Consider the following 3,787-nt stretch of genomic DNA (forward strand, 5'->3'; position numbering starts at 1 on the left):
ACTTCGGATGGTCACATCTGCCATTTCCTTTATGGCTGAGAACATGGTTTTCATGATGGTTACCGCTATGCTGAAGAACTTCTATCTCTATCTCGTCCGTCATATCAGCGAAAAGGTCAAGCCATTGAAAAAGACAAGTAGACTGAAAGCCTTTATCCTGCATTTTGTCAGCGTTCCAGCAAAATGGGTGCGAACGGGAAGGCAGAACGTTCTAAACCTGTATACAAATAAAACCTACTACGCTGAAGTATTCCTTGAATAAACAGTATTTCTTTGTGGTGTTTTCATACTTCCCCATTGGTTTGGGTGGGGGGATTTCATGCCTATGCAAGAACCAAGAACCCTGGAAAATTCCCAAATCAATGGATTAATCCCAAAATATCACTTCAATATATAAAAGTACCTCACAAGGAATAATGCTGCGGAATTGAGGATATTATAAACTTAAAAAACTTCTTGTCCATATTCTATACTCTTACACAATGGGAGTAAATCCGCTTCCATCCTATCCTTTAACACAAGTAAAATTCTTCGGAAGAATATTGTTATTCTATGAACTCTTAAAGAAATCATAGATCAATCATCTTGTTCATAATAATACGAATAATCAATACCTTTCATAAACATTTCTCTGTTATTAATCTTGGTAGTGAGTGCAGACTGTACCAAAGCCTCTATGTGCGTACTATCAGAAACATTCTCACGCATTGCGGTCAGATATTCGTTTTTATCTATCTGACTCCAAACCACACACCGTTTGAGAGAACGTTTCAACATGAGGTCGAACCAAATGCAGGTGCTGCGACCATAGCCTTCCATGAAAGGATGGGCAACGTTGCATAAATTCGGCTGTACTCGACCATTTGTGAGCGAGTTCACATGGTACTCATTGGCACGAATTTTCATTTCCACGTATTTGTCCATAATCTCATCAAAGGTGGTTTCTCCTTGACAAACTTTATAAGTGCAACTTCTACCAACGTGCAATCCAAAGTGACATTATGGCTCTTTGGAACTTCCAAACTGGCACTTTGAACCAAATGCTTTGGTGCCTCTATATGCAGAAGTTTGTTCTTTACGTGGGTCACCATTTTGTGCAATTAGGTAACAGCCATAGCGAGTTAAGAGAATATCATCAATCTCTCTTTCTGACCCAGAACCAAGATTAACCATTTTCCTGACGTCAGGAAAATGGTCAGAAACCAAACTTCCTGCATTTTCACAAGCAATTTTGGCTTTATCTATTACTTTCGGGAAATTCTCCCATTTGGAATAACCCAACAGCAACTGAAGTTCACGCGCACTCCAACATTCAATCCCCTCGACCTCTACAGCCACAGCTTCAAAGCCATTGTATAGCTCTTGAATGATTTCTTTTTTCATTTATCAGTTTTGTAGCTTTTATCTTCTTCATAGTTATAGGAAACAGAACACTTTAGCACTTAAATATAGAATTACCAACATTCTTCACCTTATGGTCATTGGCAAAAGGTAAGGCATCCTGTGTTCTTCCCTACACTCTTTCATAGATAAGTTTTTAGTTACACTTTCCCATTGATATGGGTAACACGTTGCAAATATAATATAAAATATTTATATAAAAGGTAAAGGAGGAAGTTTTTTTACAAAAAAACTTGTTTACAGAATAGCATTTATACCTAATAAAGTTTTATTTTAAGTTGCTGTCACTTTTAACACTTTACGCAATGAACAGATTATAAAGCACTTATAAAGCATCGAACAGTGACAGTAGTGACAGCAACATTGAAAGTTTATTCGGACAGTAACTAACGGTTTAAGATGGGAGAAGCAGACAGGCCAGCGCTACCACGTACTGCAACCAGATACTCTGTACCATGCGAAGAATGCTTACTATGGAGGTTTGGAATATTGGCAAGGACACGACCGAAATGGGAAAGGCTTGTCAGGTTCAGTTGACTGCCATACCGCTGACGAAGTAGGCTGAAGATAGAGGCGGCTGTCATATAGGCACCCTTGGTCAAGTCCTTTGGGATAGAGAAACAATCCAAAAAGAGGGCTTCGGCAGGAGTGCGCTGTTGATAATGCTGATTATTCTCCATAATTGCTTGGGTGTCAGCCTCATCAAACCAATAACGTCTACCGCTATCTAACTCCGTAACAGCCTGTGCATAGAGCTGCTCATAGTCTATGTGCTCGGGCAAGCGGATAGGGCCAGTCAGCGTGACTGCTATAAAACGACGGCAACCACTGGGATCGCTAAAGACATCCGAAACGTTTGCCGTAGCAATGAAAGAGGCAACACGTGGCAACGTGACTTGCTGTTGACGATAAGGCTGACGGAGTTTGATGCTTGCAAGCTGCATGAAATTCTTCAAAAAACCGTCTTGCGTCTTTGCCGACAAGGCATTGAACTCATCAATATTTATCAGCAGCGACTGGCTCATTGCCCGCAGCGTATTCTGTTTCTCACTCATGATAAGATTATCGTTATATCCCCACTGCAACGCTTCAGGCAGAAGGCGTTTGCAGAAGGTAGACTTCCGATAGCCTTGTCGGGAGATGAGCAGCGGTGCCACACTGTTACCATGCGAGACATCTAACCCCATCCATTGTGCCACCATCGCCAGAAACCACGTGTGAAACCATTCTGCCCACCGTGCGTTATCATTAGGAACACAGTCTGCCAGTGCCTCAATATGATTCTTTCCATCCCATCGTCCTCGCAGGCTTTTGAGGAAGTCGTCCACAGGATTAAAAGCCTTGACAAAGCCCGATTCCGTATATCGTCGGATGTCTTTGTCCCACGCATCAATCCCATCAAGACGCGCCTTGATAGCGATTGTGTTGCGCATCCGTTCATCCGCAGGCACAAAAGGTTCATCACTCCCAGCCTTTCGGATTTCTGCACACCCCAAGGCCGTATTATATCGCATCTCATACTTCCGTTCGAGATAGTCGAGCAGACGACGAGTTATATCATACTTCAGTCTATTAGACCGTTTGTTATGCTGATTCTCAGCTTTAACACTTCTAAGATTTTTCATATATAATAAGTTGACAGGTTTACGAGTTGACAGGTTTACGAGTTGGGTAATACTTTTCATCATCGAAGAGTTGTAAAAGTTCCCATACCTCTCGTTCTTTCTTCATAGCATGAAACATATTACAGCTATCACCCAAACCCACAGGAAGGGCGACAACCATTGCTGAACGTTGATAGAAAACGGGCACCTTACCAATAGGATAATGCTGGTCCCGTCCCACATGCATACAATCGTGCATAACGCACACTGCCCAGCCTTTGGGCATGTTAGGAAAATCTGTAAACATAAAAAGAATGATTTAAGAATAAAACAAAAAAAAGACGACATCAGTATGTAGATTAATCACGTCTACCATACTATCGCCTTCCTGATTTCTGTCTGCAAAGATAATACACAGACATACCCCTTGTCAAGTTTTTCGAGAGTTTTCTTTATCTTTCTTACGAAATATAATTAAGTCAACCAATGACACAGAGCGTGCCAGCTATTGTTGGGTGTTGGGTGTTAATTGTTAGGTGTTGATGATTAGCCATAGGGGTAACCTCGGTGATCACGTCCCCTCGGGATAGGGGCCGCTATCTCTCATGTTCTCTCTTTATTCTTTTTCTCACAGAACTACACAGAAGAACTGATTTCACAAAGGTGCACAGAGACATTAAGTCAACCGAAAGCACAGAACGTTACAGCTATTGTTGGGTGTTGGGTGATAGATGTTAGGTGTTGATGATTAGCCATAGGGGTATCTCGGTGATCACGTCCCT

2 protein-coding genes and 3 pseudogenes are annotated in these 3,787 nt (G+C 41.7%); 1 reads left to right on the forward strand and 4 read right to left on the reverse strand.

The window, feature by feature from the left end; genetic code table 11:
• Positions 1-262 (forward strand): annotated as a pseudogene (locus HMPREF0666_RS15175) (IS1380 family transposase); the annotation flags it as partial.
• Between the two features lie 314 nt (positions 263-576).
• Here HMPREF0666_RS15175 and HMPREF0666_RS15180 read toward each other — a convergent pair.
• The 4 genes and pseudogenes from HMPREF0666_RS15180 to HMPREF0666_RS15195 form a co-directional block, all read right to left on the reverse strand.
• Positions 577-945: pseudogene (locus tag HMPREF0666_RS15180) on the reverse strand (cell filamentation protein Fic); the annotation flags it as partial.
• A 117-nt stretch (positions 946-1,062) separates the two neighbouring features.
• Positions 1,063-1,383, reverse strand: a pseudogene (locus HMPREF0666_RS15185) (BRO family protein); the annotation flags it as partial.
• A gap of 404 nt (positions 1,384-1,787) precedes the next feature.
• Positions 1,788-3,026, reverse strand: coding sequence for a VapE domain-containing protein (locus tag HMPREF0666_RS15190; RefSeq protein WP_042856498.1), 1,239 nt, complete (start codon positions 3,024-3,026; stop codon positions 1,788-1,790).
• A gap of 19 nt (positions 3,027-3,045) precedes the next feature.
• Positions 3,046-3,312, reverse strand: coding sequence for a hypothetical protein (locus HMPREF0666_RS15195; RefSeq protein WP_009013266.1), 267 nt, complete (start codon positions 3,310-3,312; stop codon positions 3,046-3,048).
• Positions 3,313-3,787 lie beyond the last annotated feature (475 nt).

The sequence above is a fragment of the Prevotella sp. C561 genome (assembly GCF_000224595.1).
In the GTDB taxonomy this organism is placed as follows: Bacteria; Bacteroidota; Bacteroidia; order Bacteroidales; family Bacteroidaceae; genus Prevotella; species Prevotella jejuni.

Coding starts and splice junctions, on each gene's coding strand:
- HMPREF0666_RS15190 (WP_042856498.1), bottom strand. CDS start 3,026: ATGAAAAATCTTAGAAGTGTTAAAGCTGAGAATCAGCATAACAAACGG.
- HMPREF0666_RS15195 (WP_009013266.1), bottom strand. CDS start 3,312: ATGTTTACAGATTTTCCTAACATGCCCAAAGGCTGGGCAGTGTGCGTT.